This window comes from Burkholderia sola, from assembly GCF_905400185.1.
GTDB lineage: Bacteria > Pseudomonadota > Gammaproteobacteria > Burkholderiales > Burkholderiaceae > Burkholderia > Burkholderia sola.
Window position 1 is genome coordinate 2667852 of record NZ_FR989675.1, and the last position, 21195, is coordinate 2689046.

A 21195-nucleotide genomic window follows, 5' to 3' on the forward strand; every position below is an offset into this window, starting at 1 on the left:
GCAAGCAGCTACCCGACGCGCGAAGAATTGAATGATGTGACGATGCCTAGCGGCGCAGCGTCAGCCGGCCGCGCGAGGCACCGATAGAACGGCACCGCCGGCCGTGACGTCGTTGCTGTAGACGTAGCGGCCGAGCCGCGACTCGCCAAGGGCGTCGTTGGCCGCCTCCAGCGCCGCGCCGATCGACGGCAGGGACGCGCGGAACAGGCTCAGCACAAGCCAATAGTCGTCATCGGACATGGCCTTGTCAGCCGCCCAATGCAGACTGTCCAGCAGCTCCATGGCGTCACTGATCCGCGTGCCGATACGGTTGCGATCGGGGCGATTCACCTCGGCCACGAAGTGCGACGCGAGCGGTTGCACGGCACTCTTGTTCGTCTTTGCCATGACCGCCCCTCAGTGCGTCGTGCGCGGTTCGCGCGTGACGAGGCCGAGCGCCGCAAACAGGTGCTGTTGCACGCGCCCCATCAGGCCGGCTGCGAACGCTTGCCGGCTAATCGTCACGCGGTGCGCGTCGACGTCGCCCGCGTCCTGCATAGCGGCTTCCATGCCGCGCGCGAACGCGGCGGCTTGATGGGCCGCGTAGTCGTGCAGCCGCACGTCGCCTTTCAGGTCGAGCCATGCGTTGGCGCAGATCGCGCCAAGGTCGACGGCGAATTGCAGCTCGATTGGAGCGCCGGTATCGAGCGGCGGCGCATTGTCGAAGCCATTGATAACCGCGGTTCGGATGCGCTGATCAGTCATGGCACACCTCCGGCTGCGCAGTACGGCGCATTTCGGCCGAATAGCGGCTCGCGACGCTTTGCCCCATGTCGACGAGCGCGCGCTCGTAGGTGCCCTCCGCAAGATGCGAACGGACAGCATCGAACAGGGCTTCGAGTTGGGCGAACTGATGGGCCGCACACATGGCGATCATTGTGACTTCGTTCGGCAGGCGGTATTTAGACATGGCGCACCTCCAGAATCGACGCGAGGAGTTGCCCGACATCGATCGCGCAATCCAGCTCCGCTTCGCCGCGAATTGGCGTGAGGTTCCAGTCGTGGACGGCTGCATGCGTGAATTCGCCGAACCGCCGATCGTAGACGCTGCGCCCCGAGACCGGGCCGCCCAAGATCCGCACGCGCCAATCGTGATCGGGCGTCGGGCGAGCCGATGCCACCTCGACCAGCATGCCGATGCGAGCGCGTGCGTCGCATTTCGTGACGATCGCGAGATCGCCAATCTTGCAGCGCAGCTCAGCCATGGCGCACCTCCGCACGGACGAGCGCGGCGATCGCGGCCAGTGCCGCGCCGGTTGCGTCGAGCGCGTCCTGATACGTGCTGGCGGTTGCCGCGTCGCGCAGTGCTGCGCGGACGATGGATTGAATGAGGTGGGATTGCTGCCCGGTACGGGCGTGCGAGGGCTGGCGCATTGAATGCGACCTCCTTGGACGGGTTGAACCCGCTCCCCACTTCCAAATGGGGTGGGCGGGCAGACAGCAGGGTTGGAAGACCGGCGTCCAAGGGAACCGGCAGGCCGAAGCCTCCCCACCGTCGCCCACCCATTGATCGTAGAGGCGCGCGAAGGCACACGGACGTAAAAAAACCGCACTGCGGCGGTCGTCCGCCTTGGAACAATCGGGCTTCCAAACCCGGTCGCTTCTGTGTCGGCGACACGCATAGAATACTGCGTGCCGTCGCGACGTGCAAATCTGGCGCAGAACGGTCCAGAGAAAGCAGGGCCATGCCCGCCGTGCGCTGGCATGACAAAGTGACTTGGCGAGCGCTCATGCCGACACCTTCGGATCGAGCATGAAAATGGCCTCCTTCAGCAGCCGGACGGCATGCTTAGCGCGCGTCGGCATCCGAACCGCGTCGCGCTCGAAGACGCCAGCAGCGGTGACGATCATGCATGCGGCATCGCGCCGCACACCCTGTTCCGTACACTGGAGCACGTCGCTAAACAGTTCGTGCAGGCGGGAGAGTTCACAATCGTAGAACTCCGCGTCGGCTTGCTTTTTGGTTTCACGCGCCACTGCACGTGCATTCGTTGCGTTCGTCATCACGCGCCCTCCGTCACATTGCCCGCGACATCAGGGGCACGATAGTTCAGCGGATCAGCGAGATAACGATGGGTCTCTCTGTTGTCAAAAACAGTGCAACGCAGAGTCAGACGGATTGCGGGCGGGAAGCGCCCCTCCCGCTCAAGCTTGCGGACGGTCTCGCGAGACAGGCGGACGAAGGGACGCAGATCGGCCCATTTGGAAAAGCCGTCGAGCGGCAGAGTCGCCGGGGCTTGCGTTGCGAATGCGTTCTTTGCGGACATTTGTGCTCCCTGAGTGACAGTAACGGGAGCGACTATCGCCGCGCGATCAGCACCTTTTAAAGTGGAATGTCCGGATTGCAGGAATGTCCTGCACTTTCACCCTGAAATGTCCGTCGCTCAATCGTCATCGGCAAGTTGTTCTATCACCCGGCGTACGTGACGCTCAGAGATTCCCAGCTTCACCGCGATAGCTTTTCGCTCGTCGACTCCAATTTGGACCGCACGATTGCGATAGCGCGCGACTTCGGTCTTGACCAATGCACGCGTTGCCGCACCCTTCGCGACATTGGCATCTCGGCCAACAGATCCATCTCGCTTTCGCGTCTCGCGGCGCACCGCCTCTGCCGCCAGTTTCGCAGGAGCGGTCTTCAAACGCCGATGCAGAAGTTCAAGCGCGGCGGCAAAGGCATGAGTGGTACCGCAATGGACGAAAGCATAAATCCGCTGTTCGCGCTGGATGCTGCTGACATCAGCAGAAACAGCAAATTCAATCGTGCGCTCCATGTCCGGCCATAGCTTTCGAATCTGCGCAGCGATGGCCTTGTCCGGCTTCGGTAGGTCGGACAAGTCGCCGCCAGCGCGCGCGCGCTGCCTTGCCTCCGCCACTCCGCGCAAATACAGGGCATACATCCATTCCGCTCGGTCGTACTTCCCGCCGCTTAGGCGTGCAACATGCCCCGCATTCTGTTCCAGCGGATACGGCAATGAATCGCTCGATGCAAGCCGTCGCGCCCGAAGCAAATCTAGACGGTCCATCTGGAAGTGCTCGCGCTCCCACCGCTCATACTCCGCCTTGATTAGCTGAACAGCGGCGGCCTGTACCGCAGGACTATCCCTGTCGGCTGGATTGATATGCAGAAAATGGTCGGAGACTTGCTTGATTTTCGCTGACGGGCCACGATCGACAAACGCGGCCAGCTCGTCCGCCGATACCGGCTCTTCGTCGGGATCTATTTCCTCATGCCCGAGGTTGCGCACCTTTCTCATGTCCACCCTTCGCGTGGACCTTCACGAAGAACGCCGAGCCAGCCGGTGAAGGTGTCCGGTTTTCGGGTGGCCGCCCTATGCTCGACGATCTGCATTTTCTCATGGCTGGCACTATCGAGTGAGCCATATAAGTTCCATGGGCGCTAGCAACCGACATTCGTCATGACACAGGCTTCTCGAGCTCCACCGACCGGTACAAAATGTTGTGAATTCGCTCGTGCTGCATGCGTCCTACGGTGCCGCCTCCGCCTTGGCAGTTTCGATCTGAGCGAATACCACGCCGCACTCCTCGGCATACTCCTGAACTACTTGCGCCACCCTATCAATAACAAGCTGATAGAAGAAACATATCTCCAACAATTCGTTCGGAGTGAACCGAATTTGACCTGCCATTGGAAAGATTTTTTCGGCGATCTCGACCTTGCCTATTACAACTCCGGCCGGCCCGTCCGGGTCAAGTTCAATGGGGAATTGCGCAACATCCATATCAATGACCCTATCCCCCTGCTCGATCAACATCCGGACTGCAAGCCAACGCACGCGGAGCTCGCCATCGACGGCACGCTTTCGAGTAACAATACCGAGGTCGTGCGCTAAGCAATTTCTGGCATTGCTCAGGGACACAAGGCACTGGTGATCGTCTAAGTGCACCTGCGTACCCCGCTTCGTTTGCTCCACGACCAACTTATGTTTATCAGCAACGTTGGTTTGGCGGTCGATCCGCTTCCACTGATGATCGGCCGGGTTCTCGCCGGATACGAGCTTTGCCTGCTGAACCATGTCATAGGCCTCGTCCAGGTATAAGCTCAGAAACTGATCCAGTTCGCGCAACGCATTTCCGACAATCCAAGTGCGCCAGCTCTCCCGTAACTCCGGGATGTGAGCATCCGGGTATGGATCAGGCAAAAACTGTCGCCTGACGTTGTTCCCCAGAGTCAGGGAACGCGGAAGGTCGCCCTCCATGAATCGCTCGGATAAGCCGAGAAATGCTGCAGCGCGGCGTACCCCAACACATGCTCGCTCTCGCATGGCATTCAAATCGAATCTCAGTTCACGCATGGTCTGTTTTCTCTCGGCCCCGGTTGTGCATCCCGCCAATGCTGAATCGCCGACGCGGTGAGCGACTGGCAAATACTCGAATGCAACATCGTAACCAAAGACAGGCAACCACCGTGCCAAATCGATTCGTGCCGTTCGACACGCCCCACCGATCCTCGGTCACCATCCGACCGCAAACCTGCGACCTTTCACTAAACGTTCATGTCCGAAACCGAACCCTTTCGGACATACACGCGCAACCATGTCCGTAAGTAGGGCTTGACGCTTTTCGTACATAGGCTATGATTCGAACACCCTTTTCGAACACTCTCAGAGCGCAGCATGTCTCGAACCTTCGCATATGCCCGTGTCAGCACGACCGATCAGACACCCGCTAACCAACTCCGTGAGATCGCGGCTGCTGGCTTCACCGTCGACAAGCGTCGAGTCGTTACTGAGAGTATCTCGGGTAGCGTCAGCGCGGATCAGCGACCGGGATTTGCCGAGCTACTTCTCAAGATGGAGGAAGGTGATGTACTAATCGTGACCAAGCTCGACCGACTTGGCCGGAATGCGATGGACGTACGCGCAACTGTTGAAGCTTTGGCAGAACGCGGCATCCGGATTCATTGCCTTGCGCTCGGCGGCGTCGACTTAACCAGCGCTGCCGGCCGAATGACGATGCAGGTATTGAATGCCGTTGCCGAGTTTGAACGCGACTTGTTGATCGAGCGGACACAGGCGGGGATTGCCCGAGCGAAGGCAGAGGGAAAAATGATTGGCCGCCCGTCCGCACTATCCAAGCAGCAGCAGGACGACGTGCGTCAGCAATTGGACGCTGGGGCAAGTGTCTCCAGCCTTGCCAAGCAGTACAGCACCAGCCGCCAGACCATCATGCGCGTGCGCTCGGCCACGTAGCTAAAGACGCAATGTCGCGAATCTTAAGTCGAGAAGGTCTACGACGTTGCGGCAAGGTCGGCTTCAAGTTCGCGAACGGCTGCGCCGATTCTCATCTGGAACAACTGTGACACCCGCTCATCGGATAAACCAATGACTTTGTCACCGCCAAGCAACGTGGCCAGTATTTTTCGTTGCTCAGCAACACTCATATTGTCGAAATTCGGAATATACCGATGCTCGCCCTTGTCAGTCCTCCGGCTCTCGTACAGCGTTTTCAAAAGGCGCTTAATCTTTATCTTTCCGTTGAGCGAGAAACGACGCAATAGACTCGCAATTGTATTGTCGACAGCTCGCAACGGCGCCGTATCCGTAATCTGGGAAAAATAGAATACCCAACCGAGTCGCCGACCCTGAAAAATGCAGCCTGTTATGCGCAGATTGAGACGCCACTCGCAAATTCCGAGAGCCCGATCCTTATCAGCCACGCTCCTAGCAGCGAGCAATTTGTGCCGATACGCTGTGAATATTCCGGCGAGCGACGCCTCAAATTTGTGGATGCTCTGCCGGCGAATCACCAGCCTGTTTCCGTGAGATTTATACCCAAGAAAGTCAAATTCCTCGCCAATCTCACCACACTTTGTTTTCGATCCGTCATCCTCAAGCTTATGCGGATTCAGCCCAATACTTTCGAGATGACTTATCATCTCAGCAGCAAGCTTTGCGGCACTCCCCGCGGAACACAACACCAAAATGTCGTCCACGTAACGCTCGTAAGCGATTCCACTTAATTTCAACATACTCCTATCGAATTCCAAAAGGAAAATCTCAGCCAGCATGTTGGAAATCGCCAATCCTTGAGGCACACCGACGGCACTCGGCTTCGCGTCACGCCCCCCACGCTTCTCCGGGACTGTTGGTGTTGAAATAGCACCAGCAATCAAAGAAAGAATTTCAGGCTTACGGATTTTCGAACGAAGCTTCTTTAAAAGAGCATCGTGCGGAATCGATGGGTAGAATTGCCGCAAATCTATTTTCACAAATTCGCAATACAATCCAGAAGAAAGCGACTTATTAAGTCTATCAATCTTAACCTGCGGAATCTCCATTACGGCATCGGGAAACACCGAAGACAACAACTCAGACAGCGCACGCAACGTTATCCTGTCACGAGCCGTAGGAATTGATATAACGCGCGGCAGGCTTGCAGCCCCCTTAGAAAGCAACTTTTCCTTATATGGCGTGTACCTATAGCTTCCACCACGCGCCTTATTACAAATAATCGACAACTCCTCCTTTAGACGCTTCCTTAGCGCTCTCGGCGGAGTACGATCAATGCCAATCGCATTCGAATCGTGTATCTTTTCATCATAGATAGACCGGAGATTTTTCAGCGAAAATATCCGTCTAAATTCTTTGGCAGCCGACATATTGCGCAATTTCAGCGAATGAGCGAAAACACGACCATCGCGATCGGTAGCGAATAGAGAACAAACAGCACAACAAATCTAATTGCCATATACGCATAGCCCATTGCCTTCTCCGCTCTCGTGGGGGTACGCGAAGTTAGCTTTCCGGCACCAAAGACTCTCGCACATATGTCATCAAGCGTCGTGTGATTCTCTGCAGAGTCCAGCAATTTCTCGTATTCGCGACGCAACTCATCGCCGCTCAGAGCCGGCGGCGACGCTATTGCGCCGTGGTAGAGATATTGCAATGCAAGATAATTTCGCCGCATCTCCAGTGAGCGCCCCCGGAAATCACGCCCCGTGACGAGCATTGAAACGGCCAGCAAAGCTGCAGAAAAGATAGCCGAAATGATATCGGTATTTGCACCCAAGATATGCGGGAACCTTATCGACACGATCCCGAGCACAGTCCCCGAAAAAGCGTACCAAACGAGCAGGGTTTGACTATGAAAGTCGTTCCTTGCCAATCGCTTTTGCGTGCAGATTCTTGCCTTGTATGTGAACCAAATCTTGTCGTTCACGATTCCCCGAGCCCCAGCAGTAGGTATGTTTATGCGTCTTATGGGTGGGGGAATGAGACATCAAGAAATAGTAATACACCCTATTGAAGGGTCAGTCGCAATCCTGCTACGCGACAACGGCGAGCCGTTCTTTATTAGAGCCTCCCGCACCAACAGTGCGAGGAAAAACCCATTCCCCCGCGCACATATTACAGCAAGGGCGCGTTCTCACCATAGACCGCGTTGACCATACACTCTGGGCGGCATCGGGGGTCGAGCGCCAAAGTCATTCGGCCAGTAGTTCGCCCATCGAACGACGTCCCGAGCAGCAACCGAGCCTTCAGATACAAATCTGTCGGCATCGACGAGCGGCGGGAGTGCGGCGGCGCGGCGAGTCTCTTTGCGCGCAGCGTCCCAGACGGCGGAGCGACCCGCTAAGTCGCCGTGCAAATGCAATGTGTTCGCCCCACCTGTCTCCAACGTTGTCTCCAAGAAAACAAGTACTTTGGAGATAGACTTGGAGATAACCACGGCCTTGCCAGACAAGGCTCACAGGCCGAAACGAGTATCTATCTCCAAATCTCCAGATATTTTTGCTTCCGGCGACCCGACAAGGTTACGCATAGCGTCCCCCTCCAACTGATCGAACCTATGCCGATGTGCCTGTTGGTATTTCTGTTGGTATCTATGAAATATCCACGCCCAAACAGCACATACAGCCTAGAGATATGAATTCTGTCGGGGGACCAATCATGCTCTGTGCCCCTCAGATTCACAAGAACTCCCCCTCAAGCAACAACAACCGTAAACTCCACCCCCGACTCAAAATCCAGCGTCGTGGTCGAAAACCGCGGATCCGCGTCGAGGTAGTGCTTGTACGGTCGAACGGCGTCCTCGGCCGTGTACATGTTGTCGGCCAGTACAACCGCCCCCGGCCGTAGCAAGCGCTCGATCTGCTTGAACAGATTCAGATAGGCGTCGGCCCATACGTCGATAAACACCATGTCGACGGCACCGTCCAATTCGGCAACCGTCTCGAATACATCGCCCTCGCGCAAGTCGACATAGTCGTCCAGGCCCGCTGCTTCGACGTGAGCCCGCAAACGCGTGCACTTGAGCGCATCGCCTTCGGTCGCGATGACGACGCCACGGCCGAACGTACGCAGCGCGTCGGCGAAATACAAAGTCGACACGCCGCAGGAACTGCCGAGTTCGAGGATTCTGGTCGGCCGTTGCGCCAGCACCATGTTGCGCAGGAACCTTCCCGTTTCCGCCGACACGGCCAACGATAAAGCACTGCCTCCCGAGGACTCGAAATCTTCGGTGAACAGGCCGAACGTTTCGAGAAAACGCCCACGCAGCCTCGGCGCGAGTGCTTCGTATTCGTCGACGAGCGTCGGAAACGCCTCGTTCGGCCCCTGGAACTGCGCGCGTGCGCGGGCGATGATTTCGCTCTGGCTCTCTTCATGAAGCCGTTGCAAAAGAGCGTTGGTGGTAGAAACCAAGTGCGTTCCTTGATGAGTTTGATCACGTAGACGGCGTATCCGGCAGCAGCCATCTGCCATCAGGCCTGCTGCTGCGCCGCTCCATCATCGGCAAGCACGAGCGACGCTATGCCCTTCGAGCAAGCGTGATCGCGCGTTCGGGACATGCCGTCACGCAAAGCCCGCATGATCTGCACGCGTCCGCATTCGGCGTGTATGCGACTTTCATCCCATGCACGCGCAGCTTCAACCGATGCATCAAACCAAGATCGAGATAATCGGCCTGATCGATGCGATGGATCTCGAACACGTCTTCAGGGCAAACGGTCACGCAATCCCCCTTCCCTTCGCAACGTTTCAGATTGACGACCGGCGCAATCACGCCCGCCTTCTGCTTGCAGTCGACTGTTGATTTCTCGCGCATGTTCACTCCTCGGTAGGCCGCTTGCCGCGCGATCGCCATGCGGCCCGGAATTGCTCGCGTTCTTCGGGCGTCATGGCTTCCCACTTCCGCCAGTGACGCCGGCCGTGCCAGCCGCGGTGTCCGCGGAATCCGCCGAACAGGATGCGGCTCAATACGAGCAAGCCCAGCGCATGGGCGAAATCAATCGTCCGGGCACCGACGAATAACCCCGGCATCACCGAGTTCCACAGCATCATGACGACCCACCCGAGCACGCCGATGGCGACCACCACGAGCAGCGCCTTGCCCGCACATCTGATTCGAAAATTCATCCGTCGACTCCTCTAGATATCCAGTTCGTCATAAATCGGTTGCAGTCGCGCACGCAGATGCAGAACCGCATATCGTTTGCGCGCGAGCAGCGTATTGAGCGTGACGCCGCTTTCCGCGGCCATCTCCTTGAAGGACCGCCCTTCCAGTTCGTGCGCGATAAAAACCTCGCGTTGATTCGCCGGCAGTTCGTCGAGCGCATCCTGCAACGCCTTGAGCAACAGCGTGCGAGCGTAGAGCGCTTCAGGACCAGCATCGTGCGACGGTAGCGCGAGATCCAGGCGATACTCGCTGTCCGCGTCGTCGTCGGCATCGAGCAGATCGGCCAGCGGCTGCTCCTTCCTCTTGCGAAAACGATCGATGATGCGATTACGCGCGGTACGGAACAGCCACGCGCTCGCCTGTTCGATTGGCGCCGGAAGCCGATAAGCCTGCACGAATTCGTGAAGCACATCCTGCAGAACGTCCTCGGCATCGTCCGGGTCGCGAATCCGACGCCGAATGAAATTCCCTAGCCTCGTTCGTTCACGCATCACTGTCGCGGTGATGTCGCGGTCTGGGTCGGTCATCGTTTGCGAAGTGGGTGGCGGTTCCATGCGTCTGAAGACGTTTCAGGCGCGCGAATATTGTGGCGAATGTGGAAAATTTCCGGCTATACGCGTCGGCTTCACTGCGTTGCAGTGGCTTCAAGGAACAGGCCCGATATGGCACCGGGACTGCCGCCGCACGAATCGATTGACTCTAAGCCTCAACCCGAAGTACACTTCGCGCCGCGGGGTGGAGCAGTCTGGCAGCTCGTCGGGCTCATAACCCGAAGGTCGTAGGTTCAAATCCTACCCCCGCAACCAAATGCCGAAGCCCGCTTTGCGAAAGCAAGCGGGCTTTTTGCTGTCTGGGGGATATTGCCGCGCATGCGGCGCAGCACACGAAGATGGGTAGTCGACCGTTCACCGCGACGTGCGACACGCGATCGCACCTCGTCCATTCTCCGAGGACATGCAGCGAACATTGCGTAGAATTCCGAACCTTCTTCGGTTCAGCACACGGACTTCTCGAATGATTCGAACGATCGCGGCGCTCGCCGCGCTTTCAGCGATAACCGCCACGGCCAACGCCGCCGACACCGGCACGGCGCCTGCCAAGCAACGCTACGTCAGCCCGGGCATCGCCAACGTCACTGCCTCGGCAGCCCCTCGCCCGGAAAGCACCTCTCCCGACGCGCGGTGCCGGGAACTGGCCGTCGGCATCGATGCGCTCACGCACTCGCCCGACCGCGGCCACCGAGTCGTGCGCGGCATGGGCCCGGACGGCAAGCCGCGCAACGAACTGCACGCGTACGACAAACGGGCCGACCTGGAAGCCGAGCACGTGCGCCTCGGCTGCCAATAACGAACCACGACGAACAACGAGCGCGCCGTTACCCGGCCTACTCACGCCGGGCATCGGTCTTTACGCGTTCGCGCCGCCGTCGATCGTCAACCCGGTCCCATTGATCGACCGCCCTTCCGGCCCGACGACGAACGCCACGAGCGCAGCCACGTCGTCGGCCTTGCCGTACTGCTGAATCGCCATCCGCGAACGTTGCGCATCGGCATGCTCGCCATCGGCGGGGTTCATATCGGTATCGGTGGAACCCGGATGCACGATGTTGACCGTGATGCCGCGCGAGCCGAGATCGCGCGCGAGCCCCTGCGTCCAGCCGATGAGTGCGGCCTTGCTCGCCGCATAGAGGCTCATCCCCGCATCGGGCACGCGTGTCGCGAGGCAACTGCCGGTCGACACGATGCGCCCGCCTTCCGCGAGATGCCGCGCCGCCGCCTGCGACGCGACGATCACCGCGCGCACGTTCACGTTCAGCGTCGCGTCGATATCGTCGAGCGTGAGGTCGTCCAGCGCGCCGGCCCGGAAAATCCCCGCGTTGTTGACGAGAATGTCCAGGCCGCCGAACGTCTCCGCGGCACGATCGACCGCGTTGCGCACGGCCACCGGATCCGCGCTGTCGGCCTGGATCGCGATGGCGCGACGGCCCAACGCCTCGATGCCGGCGACGACGGCCTGCGCCCGCTCGGCCGATTTTTCATACGTGATCGCCACGTCCGCGCCGTCAGCCGCCAGCCGTTTCGCGATCGCCGCGCCGATGCCGCGGCTGCCGCCCGTGATGAGTGCACGCTTGCCCTGGAGTCGATTCATGTCGGTTCCTTTCCTTATTTATGTAACAACCGACACAGAATGTGGGAAGTTGCGCCGCACAGTCAATTGATTTATTTTATCGATCGATACAGATATCGACGAAGGAACGGACGCAATGGCTGAACGAGGCCGACCGAGAAGCTTCGACAAGGAAGCGGCGCTGGATCGCGCGATGGAGGTGTTCTGGCGTCTCGGCTACGAAGGCGCGTCGATGACGGACCTGACGGCCGCGATGGGCATCGCGTCGCCGAGCCTGTATGCGGCCTTCGGCAGCAAGGAAGCGTTGTTCCGGCAAGCGCTCGAGCATTACCGCGCAACCGAGGGGCGAGAAATCTGGGGCGGTGTCGAACGGGCGGCCAGCGCGCGCGACGCCGTGCAGAGTTACCTGATGGATACCGCACGCGTGTTCACGCGGCGCTCGAAGCCGGCCGGCTGCCTGATCGTGCTGTCGGCGCTGCATCCGGCCGAACGTTCCGATATGGTCCGGCAAACGTTGATCGCGATGCGCGAGGGCACGGTCGACGCGCTGCGGGAACGCCTCGTGCAAGGCGTCGCGGCAGGCGAAATATCAACGCACGCGAACCTCGACGCGATCGCGCGCTACTACGTGACGGTCCAGCAGGGCATGTCGATCCAGGCGCGCGACGGCGCGAGCCGCCGCGATCTGGAGGCCGTCGCACAGGCCGCGCTGGCCGCATGGCCGGCGCTCGTCGGCACGAGCAGCGCGGCCGGTGTATAGGTAGCGGCAGGACACCGCCGAAAGGAAAGATTACTGCTTCGCCGCTTGCTGCACGTCTTTCGACGCATGCCACACGCGATAGCGCACGTCGAAGCCGTCCGGTACATAGACGACGAGCGGCAGGCGGCTGTTGTAGCGCAGCAGTTGACCGTCACTGCGCACCTGCACGAACCGTTGCTGCGGCGCCTGGCCCGGGCACGCCATCAGTGTCGACGCCGGCCCCTTCACGTCGGTGAGCCGGTAGTACGTATAGCCCCAGCCCTTCACGTCCTCGGCAGTCAGCTCGCCGCCGAACCACTGCTGGTTGCAGTCGGTCTGCAGCGTCTTGCCGATCATCAGCTCGACGCGCGCATCACCCTCGTTCTCGAGCGCGGGCAGCGCGATCACGACGCGCTGCTGGCCGGTCGCCGCCTGCGGAAACATCTTGATCGACTCGGCCGACACGGCGGGCGCGGAGGCCGGCGCGGCCGCGCATGCGGCGGCGGTTGTCACGCAGAAGGCGGCCAGCGCGGCCCGGATCGCGAATTTCATTGATGAGCTCCTGAAAAACAAATGAGCCCCCGATGCTAACACTTTCGTCACACGACCTTACGAGGCTGTAATTTGGCGACACAATTGCAAACAGCCGGCAATCCCCGGGCGCGGTACTTATAGCGGAACCAACGGAGAACATCATGCTGAAGCTCATTGCTGCCGCCGGCGTCGCCACCCTGCTGGCCGGCTGCGTCGTCGCCCCGGACGCCGGATACGGCTACGGGCAGCCTTACTATTCCGATCCCGGCTATGCGTACGCGCCGTCCCCCGTGTACGGCACGGTCAATATCTGGGGCGGTGGCGGCGGACGCGACTGGGATCGCGGCCGCCGCGACTACCATCGCTGGGACGGCGATCGCGGTGATCGCGGCAACCGCGGCAACGGCTGGGGCCGCGGCGGCGGACACCGCGGCGACTGGAACGAAGGCGGCGGTGGCGGCGGTCATCGCCACTGACGCGCAATTGCAACCGTTTGTATCCGCGCACGGCGCGCCGAAGGCCGGCGGCGCATCGCTCCGGCCAACGAACCGGCCGCACAAAAAGACAAAGGCCCTCGCATCGAGCGAGGGCCTTTCGTCGTCCGGCCCGGCGAAGCGAGCATCGACGGGTAACGGCCAACCGGCCCGAAACCCGCGCGCGCTCACCAGCCGGCAGGCCGCGCGTAGCCGCCCTGCACCGGCGCCCCGCACACGTACGCGCGCTGGTAACGGTCGTAGCAATAGTTCGGGCCGTCGTCCTGGTACTGCGCCTGCTGATAGGTCGGGTAGGCAGGCTGCTGGTACGCGGGCGCCTGGTAGTACGTCGGCGGCTGATAGGCCGGCGCCTGGTACGCGGGCGCCTGATACGCGACGGGCGGATTCATCGCGGACGTCACGATCGCGCCGAGCACCGCGCCGCCGATCAATGCGCCGATGACGGCGCCGCCATCGCGGCCGTGAGCGGACGCCGGGCCCGCGACCGCGAGCGAACCGGCAAGGACACACACTGCGGCAATCTTTTTCATGATGGACTCCCACGCGAAGTGGTACTGGATGCGATGCATTGTGGCGGGACGCGGCCGTAATAGATGCAGCAAGTGGTAACGCGCGATTACCGGTATCGCTCGCGCCGAAACGCGTCGTCGCCGTGCTACGATTTTCGGCAGACAGGAGACGCCTTCATGCAGCCCGAAACCGCCCGCCGTTTCGATACCGAATTCGCACCGCGCATCGCGCAGGCGATCGCCGCATTCTTCGCCGATCACGTTCAGACCGACGTCGTCCCCTATGGCGGGCACGGGCACCCGACGCGCGTGCAGATCCGCAGCGCGCCGCACGAGCACGTGAGCGGCTTCGTGTATCCGCTGAACCTGGAACTGACCTGGGACACCGACGAAATCGAGCGGCTGATGGAGCCGGACGGCCCGCAGCGCTTCGAGCACTATCTCGCCGCGTTGCCGAAAAAGCTGAGCGCATGGCAAAGCGCACGCGACATCGATCTCGCGTCGCGCACGCAGGCCGACCCGCTCGTGCGGCTCGGCGGCCTCGACTTCGAAGGCTGAATGCGCGCGCCAGCAGGCCCCCGCGCGACCTGGCGTCGCGCGATGCGGCCCGGTGATACACTCGACCGGCCCCGTTCCGGCGCAGCCGCGCCGGCCGGGCCGTTCATCGCCGCCACCCCTGCACATGGTTGCGCACGCAACCGGCCCGCGGGCGCGCGGACAACCACGCTCTCGCTCCCGTCATGAACGCCGATACCGGCCTGCCGCTTCCGCAACGCTACTGGGCGATCGTCTGCGTCGCCCTGGGCATCACGCTCGCCGTGCTCGACGGCGCCATCGCGAACGTCGCATTGCCGACCATCGCGCGCGACCTGCACGCGTCCGACGCCGCGTCGATCTGGATCGTCAACGCGTACCAGCTCGCGGTCACGATCACGCTGCTGCCGCTCGCGTCGCTCGGCGAACGCATCGGCTATCGCCGCGTCTACATCGCCGGCCTCGCGTTGTTCACCGCGGCATCGCTGGGCTGCGCGCTCGCCGGCTCGCTGCCGATGCTGGCGGTGATGCGCGTGATCCAGGGGTTCGGCGCGGCCGGCATCATGAGCGTCAACGCGGCGCTCGTGCGAATGATCTACCCGTCGTCGATGCTGGGGCGCGGGCTGTCGCTCAACGCGATGGTGGTCGCGCTGTCGTCGGCGATCGGGCCGACGGTCGCGTCCGCGATCCTGTCGTTCGCGTCGTGGCCGTGGCTGTTCGCGGTCAACGTGCCGATCGGCATCGCGGCCGTGCTCGGCAGCGTGCGCGCGCTGCCGGCCAACCCGCTGCACGACGCGCCGTACGACTTCGCGAGCGCGCTGATGAACGCCTGCGTGTTCGGCCTCTTGATCACGGCCGTCGACGGGCTCGGTCACGGCGAAAGTCATGCGTACGTCGCGGCCGAACTGGCCGTCGCATTCGTAGTCGGCTACTTCTTCGTGAAGCGCCAGTTGTCGCAGCCGGCGCCGCTGCTGCCGGTCGACCTGATGCGCATCCCGATGTTCGCGCTGTCGGTCTACACGTCGACGGCGTCGTTCACGTCGCAGATGCTCGCGTTCGTCGCGCTGCCGTTCTGGCTGCAGAATTCACTCGGTTTCTCGCAGGTCGAGACGGGCCTCTACATGACGCCGTGGCCGCTCGTGATCGTGTTCGCCGCGCCGCTCGCGGGCGTGCTGTCGGACCGCTATTCGGCCGGCATCCTCGGCGGGATCGGGCTGGCGCTGTTCGCCGCCGGCTTGCTGTCGCTCGCGACGATCGGCGCGCACCCGGGCACGGTCGACATCGTGTGGCGGATGGCGCTGTGCGGCGCGGGCTTCGGGCTGTTCCAGTCGCCGAACAACCGCGCGATGCTGTCGTCGGCGCCGCGCGAGCGCAGCGGCGGCGCCGGCGGCATGCTGAGCACCGCGCGCCTGACCGGTCAGACGCTCGGCGCCGCGCTGGTCGCGCTGATTTTCGGGCTCGCGCCCGACCGCGGACCGACGATCGCACTCTATGTCGCCACGGTGTTCGCGGCGGTGGCCGCGGTCGTCAGCCTGCTGCGCATCGCGTCGCCGCGGCCGGACACGGCGGCCTGACATCGTCGTGCGCCGCACCCGCGTCGGGCGTCATGCGGCGTCGAGCGCGTCCATCACGAAGCGCACGCGCGCCTTCACGCTCACGCGCGGCAACTCGATCAACCGATAGCCGTACGACGTATAGCACTCGACCATCGCGTCATGGGTGCGCACCGCTTCCGCGAAATCCTGCCGACGCTCGGCGTCCTGCGCATAGATGTCGGGCCAAGGCGGCGCGATGAACACGCGCCGGTGATAGCGGAAACGCCGCGCCGCGGCTTCCGCGTGCACGGGTACCGCCAATCCGGTCAGCTTCAGATAGCCGATCACGTCCGGCACGCCGCGGTCGAAGAACACCGGCCCGCGCGCCTGCCGCGCGAGATGGTAGGACCGCATCTCCCAGCCCAGCATCAACTCGGCGAACGCTGCCGGGTCGCGCCACGGCAGTGCTGGACCGTCGACGGCCATCTGGTCGCGGATCACGCCGCGTCCGGCTTCCTGCGAGCGTGCGAACCCGGCGCGCTCGAGCGCATCGAGCAACGTGCTCTTGCCCGAACCGGGGCCGCCCGTCACGACGAAGAAACGGCCGGCCGTATCGCCTGCCGTTTCTTCGTCGCTGCCGGCGCCCGGCGCGCACTCACGCATGCGCGACCCGCCGGCCCGCGCGCTGCGTGACCGACGCCGCCGCGGCGACACTGCGCAAGTCGGCGACGAACGTGTCGCGCCACACCGACAGGTCGTTCTCGCGCAACCGCGCGAGATTCTCCTCATGACGCGCCTGCCGCTCCGCGAGCGGCATCGATAGCGCACGTTCGAGCGCCTCGGCCATCTGTGACAGGTCGTACGGATTGACGAGCAGCGCGCCGGTCAGCTCGGCTGCCGCGCCCGCGAACTCCGACAGCACGAGCACGCCCGGATCGGCCGGATCCTGCGACGCGACGTATTCCTTCGCGACGAGATTCATCCCGTCGCGCAACGGCGTCACGTAGCCGACCTGCGACATCCGGAAGAACGCCATCAGCAGGTTGCGCTCGTACTTCCGGTTCAGGTACTGGATCGGCGTCCAGTCGAGTTGCGAGAAGCGGCCGTTGATGCGGCCGGCCTCGCCTTCGAGCGTTTCGCGGATGTGCTGGTAGGTCTGCACGTCGGAACGCGTCGGCGGCGCGATCTGCAGCAGCGACACGCGCCCCTGCCAGCCCGGCGCATTCGCGAGCATCCGTTCGAACGACTGGAAGCGCTCGACGAGCCCCTTCGAGTAATCGAGGCGGTCGACGCTCATCACCAGCTTGCGGTCGCCGAGCGCCTCGCGCAGCATCTTCACCGGCTTGCGCGTGCCGTACTGGACGGCCGCCTGCGCGATCGCGTCGGGATGCACGCCGATCGGATAGGCCGCGACCTTCACGACGCGGCCGTGCGCGTGCAGCATCCCGTCCTCGCTCGCCGCGCCGATGCCGCGCCGCTCGATGTAGTCGGTGAACGCCTGTTTGTCGGCGTCGGTCTGGAAGCCCGCGACGTCGTACGCGCACATGAACTTCACAAGTTCCTCGTGCGGCGGCACGAGGCGCAGCATGTCGGGCGACGGAAACGGGATGTGCAGGAAGAAGCCGATCGGGTTCTTCACGCCGAGCTCGCGCAGGCAGTGCGCGAACGGCAGCAGGTGGTAGTCGTGCACCCAGATCAGGTCGTCCGGACGCAGCAGCGCGGCGAGCTGCTTCGCGAGCATCGCGTTCACGCGCAGATAACCGGCGTACTCCTGCCGATCGAAGCGCGCGAGATCGCCGCGGTAATGGAACACCGGCCACAGCGTCGCGTTCGAGAAGCCGCGGTAGTACTGGTCGTAGTCGCGCCGGGTCAGCCCGACCGTCGCATACGTCACGTTGCCGTCCCGCTGGATCGCGGGCTCGGCATCCGGCGCCCCGACGATCTCGCCGTTCCAGCCGAACCAGACGCCGCCCGTTTCCTTCAGCGCGTCCATCACGCCGACGGCCAGGCCGCCCGCGCTTGGGCGCGTGTCCTCGCCGGCGGCGACACGATTCGATACCACGATCAATCTGCTCATGCGACTTCCCCTCCTCGATTCGATTGGCTGGCGCGCGACGCACGCCAAAGCAGGCGCGGCGGCCCGAAGGCGGCCGCGCGGCGACTCAGTTCCGAGAATTGCAATGAAATACGGCGATGGAATGCGGCGACGACCGTATCAAGCGTCCTGCTCCTGACCGAGGTCGCGTTGATAGTCGAGCCCTTCCGGGCGAGCACCGCCCTGGTTGTGATCGCCGTCCGACGGTGTCTCGTCCGGCGCGCCCGCAGGCGGTGCCGAAGGCGCGTCGGTCCGCGGACGCGGCGGCACTTCCGGATGGTCGGCCGCCGCGACGGGGGGCCGGGGTGACAACCGTTTCGAACGGCGCATGGCGGGGTGTCTCATATGCGGCGCGGCTCGAGGCCGTCGTAGAAACATTCCATAGCAAAATAGTCTAGGTCGCTTGATCGCATCCGAAGGTAACAATTACCTTCAATTTGTAACGTTTCGACCCCTCGCCGATCATCTATCCGACAATAACGCCGCCCGCGCGCACGCGGCGCGCCGCACGGCGATTTGTCAAAGCTTTGCAGTTTTCCTATGACAATTGCGAAACAATGACGCGGCATCAGGGCGTGCACGCGCCGCCGCTCACCCAGACAGGACTTGCACTCAGGGATGAACATTCGTTTCGAATCGCCGCGCCGGGCCACGCCGGCGCGCGTCGTGCTGGCCGTGATCGCCACGGCCGCACTGCTGTCCGGCTGCAATTCGCTGTACAGCGAAGGCGCGACGGCCGGCGCCGGTATCGCGGGCGCCGCGATCGCCTCCAAGGTCACCAACAATGCCGCCGTCGCGACGGGCATCGGCCTCGGTGCCGTCGCCGGCGCGCGCGCCGGCGTCCAGTACTCGCAACGCGTCGCGCACCGCTACACGCAGGAGCAGATCGCGAAGGCGGCCGGGCCGCTCGACGTCGGCGGTGTCGCGCCGTGGTCGACGCACCATTCGTTCCCGATCGAGGACGACGAGCAGGGCCGCGTGACGGTCAGCCGGATGATCAGCGTCGGTCCGCTCGACTGCAAGGAAATCGTGTTCGCGGTCGATACGCCGGCGAAGGCCGACAAGGCCGCGCAATCGGCGTTCTACGTCGCCACGATCTGCCGCGACGGGCCCGTGTGGAAATGGGCATCGGCGGAACCGGCGACCGAACGCTGGGGCGCGCTGCAATGAGCGTCGCGATCCGTATCGCGGCGATCGGCGCGCTGTGCGCGGCGACGGTCGCGCTGTCGGGCTGCGGGTCGGTCGGCGCCGCCAGCGGCGCGCTGGCCGGCGCGGCGACCGGCCTCGTCACCGCGAACCCGGCGGTCGGCGTCGGCGTCGGCATTGCCGTGCAGGCCGCGACCGACGAAGCCGTCAACCGCACGATGAAGCAACTCCATCAGAATCAGCAGGACGCGATCGCAAAGACGGCCGGCAGTCTCGCCGTCGGCGAAGTGAAGCCGTGGAAGGTGAAGAACACGCTGCCGCTCGAAAACGGCGAAGGCGAAGTGCGCGTCACGCGCGCGTACTCGTCGGCGCTCGCGCTGTGCAAGGAATTCGCGTTCTCGGTGAAGGACGGCGACAAGGCCGACTGGTATTTCGCGAATGCGTGCCAGCAAGGCACGCACTGGAAATGGGCGTCGGCGGAGCCGGCCGTTGATCGGTGGGGGAATTTGCAGTAATCGCGCGATGCGCCGCGCGTCATCGTGCGCGGCGCCCGTGGCGCTCTGCGTGCTCGCGACCTGCCGTGGTTACAGACGCGCGCGAAGCTGCGCCACCCTTTCCTTGATCTTCGCGGACAGCGCATCGTCCGGGTTGTAAGTCAGGCATCGCTCGAGATCGGCGATCGACGCATTGATATCGCCCAGCGTCTCGTATGCCCTGGCGCGATTGAAATAGACGAAAGGCTGGTCGGGATTGAGCTTCAGCGCCTTGTCGAAGTAATCGAGCGACTTCTGGTAGGCACCGCCTTCGAGGTAAATCGTCGCGAGCGTGCAATACGCCGATGGGTCCGTGTACCCCAGCTCGATGGCCCGGTTCAGATCGTTCAGCGCGAGATCCGTCTTCTTGATCATCGCGAAGGTCGTGCCGCGATCCGCATACGTCGCCGCGTCTTCCGGCGCCACTTTCAGGATGTCGCCGTACAGTCCAAGCGCATCCTCGATGCGCCCCTGCGACACGAATCCGCGTGCCCGCATGCGCATCGGTGAAAAATCGGGATTCTTATCGGTCATTCAACTTAACCATAGAAAATTTCGTGCGAACCTGGGTATACCGACCATCCAACATGCTTATCCGCCGGGCGATCAAATCGATGCGCCCGTACGTTGATTAAACGCGGCCCGCATGACGTCTGGGCTGATCATCTCCATGCGGCTCAACTCGGCAAGGACCGCCGCGAGAATGGCATCGACCCCAGGATCCACAGCTCTCATCTGCTTCAACAAAGAAGGCTGGAAGGCCTCATCCTCATTAATGCCCGACTCCCCGGTCTGGCGCCGCGCACGATACAGCACGCCGACCCAATAGCGAATGCGCTCGAGTGGACTCCACCCAGCATAAGTACTTGGAAACTTCGCTTTTTCGATTGCTTGCCGAACGACGGTCTCGACTTCAGCAAGAAACCGCATGAAGAACATCTGCTCCCCAACTGCAAGCTTCGACGACGTAATTGGATCGTATGCCGTATAGGTCTCATAGCGAACGTCGGTATGGACCCCAAGTCTATTGCCTACTTTGACTCGGATCCCGTCCCGCAGAACAATCTCCCGCTCCGCAGGAAATCGCGCTTCACGCTCGCTGCGTGACAGAAAACGCCCCAATTTTGACGAATACTCGACCTCATGCTGACTGCCGATTTTCGAGTCGGAATACCAAACGACGATCGTTTGAGACTCTGCATTCTCGAACGCCTTCAAAAAAATGGCCTCGGGAATCAACACTCTCAATGCTGAAGGTAGCGAGGAGTAAGGTAGTCTGTCCCGCTTCAACATCACAATTGCTCCAAAATAACTCGTCCGAATTCATCCACCCCTACCACCTCAAACTTCACACCTGGAGGTATCACCGTTTCTGATGAATAAACCGGCTTCCCGATCAGACCGTGGTAATTTACTCCGAACGCAAGATCCGAAATATCTTTCGCCTTATCTGTATAAATAACAACATTCCGGTCGCCAACTATCGATTGATC

The 21195-nt window shown here is 62.1% G+C and carries 31 protein-coding genes and 1 tRNA gene; 9 read left to right on the forward strand and 23 right to left on the reverse strand.

Annotated elements, in window-relative coordinates; translation table 11 throughout:
* Nucleotides 1-60 precede the first annotated feature (60 nt).
* The 9 genes from KR541_RS12250 to KR541_RS12290 all read right to left on the reverse strand — a co-directional run bounded on the left by KR541_RS12250 (nucleotide 61) and on the right by KR541_RS12290 (nucleotide 4352).
* The gene (locus KR541_RS12250) at nucleotides 61-387 is read right to left on the reverse strand and encodes a hypothetical protein (RefSeq protein WP_019256361.1); all 327 of its coding nucleotides are present in this window, start codon (nucleotides 385-387) and stop codon (nucleotides 61-63) included.
* A 9-nt stretch (nucleotides 388-396) separates the two neighbouring features.
* On the reverse strand, nucleotides 397-744 hold the full coding sequence (locus KR541_RS12255) for a hypothetical protein (protein ID WP_216089558.1): 348 nt from the start codon (nucleotides 742-744) through the stop codon (nucleotides 397-399).
* Entirely contained in the window at nucleotides 737-949 is a 213-nt protein-coding gene (locus KR541_RS12260) for a hypothetical protein (RefSeq protein ID WP_006765346.1), read from the reverse strand. Before KR541_RS12260 ends, KR541_RS12255 begins: the two co-directional genes overlap by 8 nt.
* Complete coding sequence (locus KR541_RS12265; protein WP_216089559.1) at nucleotides 942-1244, reverse strand: hypothetical protein; 303 nt, start codon at nucleotides 1242-1244, stop codon at nucleotides 942-944. The genes KR541_RS12260 and KR541_RS12265 overlap by 8 nt, the downstream gene beginning before the upstream one ends.
* Entirely contained in the window at nucleotides 1237-1413 is a 177-nt protein-coding gene (locus KR541_RS12270) for a hypothetical protein (protein ID WP_009964272.1), read from the reverse strand. Before KR541_RS12270 ends, KR541_RS12265 begins: the two co-directional genes overlap by 8 nt.
* 354 nt (nucleotides 1414-1767) lie before the next feature.
* Nucleotides 1768-2043 carry a hypothetical protein gene (locus KR541_RS12275; RefSeq protein ID WP_006758154.1) on the reverse strand — a complete coding sequence of 92 codons (276 nt, stop codon included), beginning with the start codon at nucleotides 2041-2043 and terminating at the stop codon, nucleotides 1768-1770.
* On the reverse strand, nucleotides 2043-2306 hold the full coding sequence (locus tag KR541_RS12280; protein ID WP_006758155.1) for a helix-turn-helix transcriptional regulator: 264 nt from the start codon (nucleotides 2304-2306) through the stop codon (nucleotides 2043-2045). The genes KR541_RS12275 and KR541_RS12280 overlap by 1 nt, the downstream gene beginning before the upstream one ends.
* Before the next feature lie 117 nt (nucleotides 2307-2423).
* Nucleotides 2424-3293, reverse strand: coding sequence for a hypothetical protein (locus tag KR541_RS12285; RefSeq protein ID WP_216089560.1), 870 nt, complete (start codon nucleotides 3291-3293; stop codon nucleotides 2424-2426).
* A 231-nt stretch (nucleotides 3294-3524) separates the two neighbouring features.
* Nucleotides 3525-4352 carry a hypothetical protein gene (locus KR541_RS12290; protein WP_216089561.1) on the reverse strand — a complete coding sequence of 276 codons (828 nt, stop codon included), beginning with the start codon at nucleotides 4350-4352 and terminating at the stop codon, nucleotides 3525-3527.
* A 321-nt stretch (nucleotides 4353-4673) separates the two neighbouring features.
* On the opposite strand from KR541_RS12290, the gene KR541_RS12295 reads away from it, so the two are divergent.
* Nucleotides 4674-5249, forward strand: a complete 576-nt coding sequence (locus tag KR541_RS12295; protein WP_216089562.1) for a recombinase family protein — start codon at nucleotides 4674-4676, stop codon at nucleotides 5247-5249.
* 38 nt (nucleotides 5250-5287) lie between these two features.
* Here KR541_RS12295 and KR541_RS12300 read toward each other — a convergent pair whose 3' ends face one another.
* From KR541_RS12300 to KR541_RS12325, 6 genes are all read right to left on the reverse strand, one after another.
* Complete coding sequence (locus tag KR541_RS12300; RefSeq protein WP_216089563.1) at nucleotides 5288-6658, reverse strand: reverse transcriptase domain-containing protein; 1371 nt, start codon at nucleotides 6656-6658, stop codon at nucleotides 5288-5290.
* Between the two features lie 11 nt (nucleotides 6659-6669).
* Nucleotides 6670-7218, reverse strand: a complete 549-nt coding sequence (locus KR541_RS12305) for an SLATT domain-containing protein (RefSeq protein ID WP_216089564.1) — start codon at nucleotides 7216-7218, stop codon at nucleotides 6670-6672.
* Between the two features lie 767 nt (nucleotides 7219-7985).
* Nucleotides 7986-8702, reverse strand: coding sequence for an O-methyltransferase (locus tag KR541_RS12310; RefSeq protein WP_213345518.1), 717 nt, complete (start codon nucleotides 8700-8702; stop codon nucleotides 7986-7988).
* A gap of 106 nt (nucleotides 8703-8808) precedes the next feature.
* Complete coding sequence (locus KR541_RS12315; protein ID WP_080334379.1) at nucleotides 8809-9105, reverse strand: 4Fe-4S binding protein; 297 nt, start codon at nucleotides 9103-9105, stop codon at nucleotides 8809-8811.
* 2 nt (nucleotides 9106-9107) lie between these two features.
* Nucleotides 9108-9416: a hypothetical protein gene (locus KR541_RS12320; protein WP_050017475.1), complete on the reverse strand. Its 309-nt coding sequence runs from the start codon at nucleotides 9414-9416 to the stop codon at nucleotides 9108-9110.
* 12 nt (nucleotides 9417-9428) lie between these two features.
* The gene (locus tag KR541_RS12325; protein ID WP_080334378.1) at nucleotides 9429-10010 is read right to left on the reverse strand and encodes an RNA polymerase sigma factor; all 582 of its coding nucleotides are present in this window, start codon (nucleotides 10008-10010) and stop codon (nucleotides 9429-9431) included.
* Nucleotides 10011-10185: 175 nt separating this feature from the next.
* Here KR541_RS12325 and KR541_RS12330 point away from each other — a divergent pair.
* Nucleotides 10186-10262 (forward strand) — tRNA-Met (locus KR541_RS12330).
* Between the two features lie 208 nt (nucleotides 10263-10470).
* Nucleotides 10471-10803, forward strand: coding sequence for a hypothetical protein (locus KR541_RS12335; RefSeq protein ID WP_216089565.1), 333 nt, complete (start codon nucleotides 10471-10473; stop codon nucleotides 10801-10803).
* A 60-nt stretch (nucleotides 10804-10863) separates the two neighbouring features.
* Here the strand turns inward: KR541_RS12335 and KR541_RS12340 are convergent, their stop codons facing one another.
* Nucleotides 10864-11604, reverse strand: a complete 741-nt coding sequence (locus KR541_RS12340) for an SDR family NAD(P)-dependent oxidoreductase (protein ID WP_050017472.1) — start codon at nucleotides 11602-11604, stop codon at nucleotides 10864-10866.
* Between the two features lie 115 nt (nucleotides 11605-11719).
* Here KR541_RS12340 and KR541_RS12345 point away from each other — a divergent pair, with 115 nt between their 5' ends.
* Complete coding sequence (locus tag KR541_RS12345) at nucleotides 11720-12343, forward strand: TetR/AcrR family transcriptional regulator (RefSeq protein ID WP_050017471.1); 624 nt, start codon at nucleotides 11720-11722, stop codon at nucleotides 12341-12343.
* A 30-nt stretch (nucleotides 12344-12373) separates the two neighbouring features.
* On the opposite strand, the gene eco is transcribed toward KR541_RS12345, so the two are convergent.
* Nucleotides 12374-12874, reverse strand: coding sequence for a serine protease inhibitor ecotin (gene eco / locus KR541_RS12350; protein ID WP_089488719.1), 501 nt, complete (start codon nucleotides 12872-12874; stop codon nucleotides 12374-12376).
* 143 nt (nucleotides 12875-13017) lie between these two features.
* Between eco and KR541_RS12355 the strand changes: the two genes are divergently transcribed.
* Nucleotides 13018-13332, forward strand: coding sequence for a hypothetical protein (locus KR541_RS12355; protein WP_050017469.1), 315 nt, complete (start codon nucleotides 13018-13020; stop codon nucleotides 13330-13332).
* 185 nt (nucleotides 13333-13517) lie between these two features.
* Here KR541_RS12355 and KR541_RS12360 read toward each other — a convergent pair whose 3' ends face one another.
* Nucleotides 13518-13919 (reverse strand): hypothetical protein, encoded by a 402-nt coding sequence (locus tag KR541_RS12360; protein ID WP_050017468.1) that lies wholly within the window; start codon nucleotides 13917-13919, stop codon nucleotides 13518-13520.
* 117 nt (nucleotides 13920-14036) lie between these two features.
* Between KR541_RS12360 and KR541_RS12365 the strand changes: the two genes are divergently transcribed.
* Both KR541_RS12365 and KR541_RS12370 read left to right on the forward strand, forming a co-directional pair.
* Complete coding sequence (locus KR541_RS12365; protein WP_050017467.1) at nucleotides 14037-14417, forward strand: DUF5594 family protein; 381 nt, start codon at nucleotides 14037-14039, stop codon at nucleotides 14415-14417.
* 182 nt (nucleotides 14418-14599) lie between these two features.
* A complete protein-coding gene (locus KR541_RS12370) occupies nucleotides 14600-15967 on the forward strand; it encodes an MFS transporter (protein WP_050017466.1) in 1368 nt (455 codons plus the stop codon).
* Nucleotides 15968-15997: 30 nt separating this feature from the next.
* Here KR541_RS12370 and KR541_RS12375 read toward each other — a convergent pair whose 3' ends face one another.
* From KR541_RS12375 to KR541_RS36680, 3 genes are all read right to left on the reverse strand, one after another.
* Nucleotides 15998-16591: an AAA family ATPase gene (locus tag KR541_RS12375; protein WP_216089566.1), complete on the reverse strand. Its 594-nt coding sequence runs from the start codon at nucleotides 16589-16591 to the stop codon at nucleotides 15998-16000.
* A complete protein-coding gene (gene otsA / locus KR541_RS12380; RefSeq protein ID WP_050017464.1) occupies nucleotides 16584-18005 on the reverse strand; it encodes an alpha,alpha-trehalose-phosphate synthase (UDP-forming) in 1422 nt (473 codons plus the stop codon). Before otsA ends, KR541_RS12375 begins: the two co-directional genes overlap by 8 nt.
* A 138-nt stretch (nucleotides 18006-18143) precedes the next feature.
* Nucleotides 18144-18353: a hypothetical protein gene (locus KR541_RS36680; protein WP_080334377.1), complete on the reverse strand. Its 210-nt coding sequence runs from the start codon at nucleotides 18351-18353 to the stop codon at nucleotides 18144-18146.
* 288 nt (nucleotides 18354-18641) lie between these two features.
* On the opposite strand from KR541_RS36680, the gene KR541_RS12385 reads away from it, so the two are divergent.
* Together KR541_RS12385 and KR541_RS12390 are read left to right on the forward strand one after the other, a co-directional pair.
* Complete coding sequence (locus tag KR541_RS12385) at nucleotides 18642-19193, forward strand: hypothetical protein (protein ID WP_050017463.1); 552 nt, start codon at nucleotides 18642-18644, stop codon at nucleotides 19191-19193.
* Nucleotides 19190-19684, forward strand: a complete 495-nt coding sequence (locus tag KR541_RS12390; RefSeq protein WP_050017462.1) for a hypothetical protein — start codon at nucleotides 19190-19192, stop codon at nucleotides 19682-19684. Before KR541_RS12385 ends, KR541_RS12390 begins: the two co-directional genes overlap by 4 nt.
* Before the next feature lie 69 nt (nucleotides 19685-19753).
* On the opposite strand, the gene KR541_RS12395 is transcribed toward KR541_RS12390, so the two are convergent.
* Together KR541_RS12395 and KR541_RS12400 are read right to left on the reverse strand one after the other, a co-directional pair.
* Nucleotides 19754-20236: a tetratricopeptide repeat protein gene (locus tag KR541_RS12395; RefSeq protein WP_050017461.1), complete on the reverse strand. Its 483-nt coding sequence runs from the start codon at nucleotides 20234-20236 to the stop codon at nucleotides 19754-19756.
* A gap of 72 nt (nucleotides 20237-20308) precedes the next feature.
* Entirely contained in the window at nucleotides 20309-20944 is a 636-nt protein-coding gene (locus KR541_RS12400) for a hypothetical protein (protein WP_235356304.1), read from the reverse strand.
* Nucleotides 20945-21195 lie beyond the last annotated feature (251 nt).

Coding starts and splice junctions, on each gene's coding strand:
- KR541_RS12250 (WP_019256361.1), bottom strand. CDS start 387: ATGGCAAAGACGAACAAGAGTGCCGTGCAACCGCTCGCGTCGCACTTC.
- KR541_RS12255 (WP_216089558.1), bottom strand. CDS start 744: ATGACTGATCAGCGCATCCGAACCGCGGTTATCAATGGCTTCGACAAT.
- KR541_RS12260 (WP_006765346.1), bottom strand. CDS start 949: ATGTCTAAATACCGCCTGCCGAACGAAGTCACAATGATCGCCATGTGT.
- KR541_RS12265 (WP_216089559.1), bottom strand. CDS start 1,244: ATGGCTGAGCTGCGCTGCAAGATTGGCGATCTCGCGATCGTCACGAAA.
- KR541_RS12270 (WP_009964272.1), bottom strand. CDS start 1,413: ATGCGCCAGCCCTCGCACGCCCGTACCGGGCAGCAATCCCACCTCATT.
- KR541_RS12275 (WP_006758154.1), bottom strand. CDS start 2,043: ATGACGAACGCAACGAATGCACGTGCAGTGGCGCGTGAAACCAAAAAG.
- KR541_RS12280 (WP_006758155.1), bottom strand. CDS start 2,306: ATGTCCGCAAAGAACGCATTCGCAACGCAAGCCCCGGCGACTCTGCCG.
- KR541_RS12285 (WP_216089560.1), bottom strand. CDS start 3,293: ATGAGAAAGGTGCGCAACCTCGGGCATGAGGAAATAGATCCCGACGAA.
- KR541_RS12290 (WP_216089561.1), bottom strand. CDS start 4,352: ATGCGTGAACTGAGATTCGATTTGAATGCCATGCGAGAGCGAGCATGT.
- KR541_RS12295 (WP_216089562.1), top strand. CDS start 4,674: ATGTCTCGAACCTTCGCATATGCCCGTGTCAGCACGACCGATCAGACA.
- KR541_RS12300 (WP_216089563.1), bottom strand. CDS start 6,658: ATGTCGGCTGCCAAAGAATTTAGACGGATATTTTCGCTGAAAAATCTC.
- KR541_RS12315 (WP_080334379.1), bottom strand. CDS start 9,105: ATGCGCGAGAAATCAACAGTCGACTGCAAGCAGAAGGCGGGCGTGATT.
- KR541_RS12320 (WP_050017475.1), bottom strand. CDS start 9,416: ATGAATTTTCGAATCAGATGTGCGGGCAAGGCGCTGCTCGTGGTGGTC.
- KR541_RS12325 (WP_080334378.1), bottom strand. CDS start 10,010: ATGGAACCGCCACCCACTTCGCAAACGATGACCGACCCAGACCGCGAC.
- KR541_RS12335 (WP_216089565.1), top strand. CDS start 10,471: ATGATTCGAACGATCGCGGCGCTCGCCGCGCTTTCAGCGATAACCGCC.
- KR541_RS12340 (WP_050017472.1), bottom strand. CDS start 11,604: ATGAATCGACTCCAGGGCAAGCGTGCACTCATCACGGGCGGCAGCCGC.
- KR541_RS12345 (WP_050017471.1), top strand. CDS start 11,720: ATGGCTGAACGAGGCCGACCGAGAAGCTTCGACAAGGAAGCGGCGCTG.
- eco (WP_089488719.1), bottom strand. CDS start 12,874: ATGAAATTCGCGATCCGGGCCGCGCTGGCCGCCTTCTGCGTGACAACC.
- KR541_RS12355 (WP_050017469.1), top strand. CDS start 13,018: ATGCTGAAGCTCATTGCTGCCGCCGGCGTCGCCACCCTGCTGGCCGGC.
- KR541_RS12360 (WP_050017468.1), bottom strand. CDS start 13,919: ATGCATCGCATCCAGTACCACTTCGCGTGGGAGTCCATCATGAAAAAG.
- KR541_RS12365 (WP_050017467.1), top strand. CDS start 14,037: ATGCAGCCCGAAACCGCCCGCCGTTTCGATACCGAATTCGCACCGCGC.
- KR541_RS12370 (WP_050017466.1), top strand. CDS start 14,600: ATGAACGCCGATACCGGCCTGCCGCTTCCGCAACGCTACTGGGCGATC.
- KR541_RS12375 (WP_216089566.1), bottom strand. CDS start 16,591: ATGCGTGAGTGCGCGCCGGGCGCCGGCAGCGACGAAGAAACGGCAGGC.
- otsA (WP_050017464.1), bottom strand. CDS start 18,005: ATGAGCAGATTGATCGTGGTATCGAATCGTGTCGCCGCCGGCGAGGAC.
- KR541_RS36680 (WP_080334377.1), bottom strand. CDS start 18,353: ATGCGCCGTTCGAAACGGTTGTCACCCCGGCCCCCCGTCGCGGCGGCC.
- KR541_RS12385 (WP_050017463.1), top strand. CDS start 18,642: ATGAACATTCGTTTCGAATCGCCGCGCCGGGCCACGCCGGCGCGCGTC.
- KR541_RS12390 (WP_050017462.1), top strand. CDS start 19,190: ATGAGCGTCGCGATCCGTATCGCGGCGATCGGCGCGCTGTGCGCGGCG.
- KR541_RS12395 (WP_050017461.1), bottom strand. CDS start 20,236: ATGACCGATAAGAATCCCGATTTTTCACCGATGCGCATGCGGGCACGC.